Raw genomic sequence first — 608 nt, forward strand, 5'->3', positions numbered from 1 at the left:
CCTCAAAGTCCAGGCGTTGAGCAGCTTGGCCACCGCCTTGGCTAAGGTCGGCCATCACGACCAGGCTGAGGCTATCGCCCGCACCATCACCGACCCAGGCCTCAAAGTCCAGGCGTTGAGCAGCTTGGCCACCGCCTTGGCTAAGGTCGGCCATCACGACCAGGCTGAGGCTATCGCCCGCACCATCACCGACCCAGGCCTCAAAGTCCAGGCGTTGAGCAGCTTGGCCACCGCCTTGGCCAAGGCCGGAAAGCCGGACCAAGCCAAGCATGTAGTGCGCCAGGCCGAAGCCCTTGTCCTCACCATCACCGATCGAAACCTCAAAGCTCAGACGCTGCGCGAGTTGATCGGATTTCTTGTTGAGGCTGGTCACTTCGACCAAGCTGAAACTCTCATCGGGACGATCACCAACCCACACCAGCAAGCTCAGACGTTGCGCGAGTTGATCGGATTTCTTGCTGAGGCTGGTCACTTCGACCAAGCTGAAACTCTCATCGGGACGATCACCAAGCCACACCAGCAAGCTCAGACGTTGCGCGAGTTGATCGGATTTCTTGCTGAGGCTGGTCACTTCGACCAAGCTGAAACTCTCATCGGGACGATCACCA

Annotated in this window: 1 protein-coding gene; it reads left to right on the forward strand. The window is 59.0% G+C overall.

Features of this window, described 5'->3' with window-relative positions; all coding sequences use genetic code 11:
• Positions 1–37: 37 nt before the first annotated feature.
• A partial coding sequence (locus AB0K28_RS05950; protein WP_364365875.1) for a hypothetical protein occupies positions 38–608 on the forward strand: 571 nt, incomplete at its 3' end.

This window comes from Nonomuraea sp. NPDC049504, from assembly GCF_040676845.1.
Lineage (GTDB): Bacteria > Actinomycetota > Actinomycetes > Streptosporangiales > Streptosporangiaceae > Nonomuraea > Nonomuraea salmonea.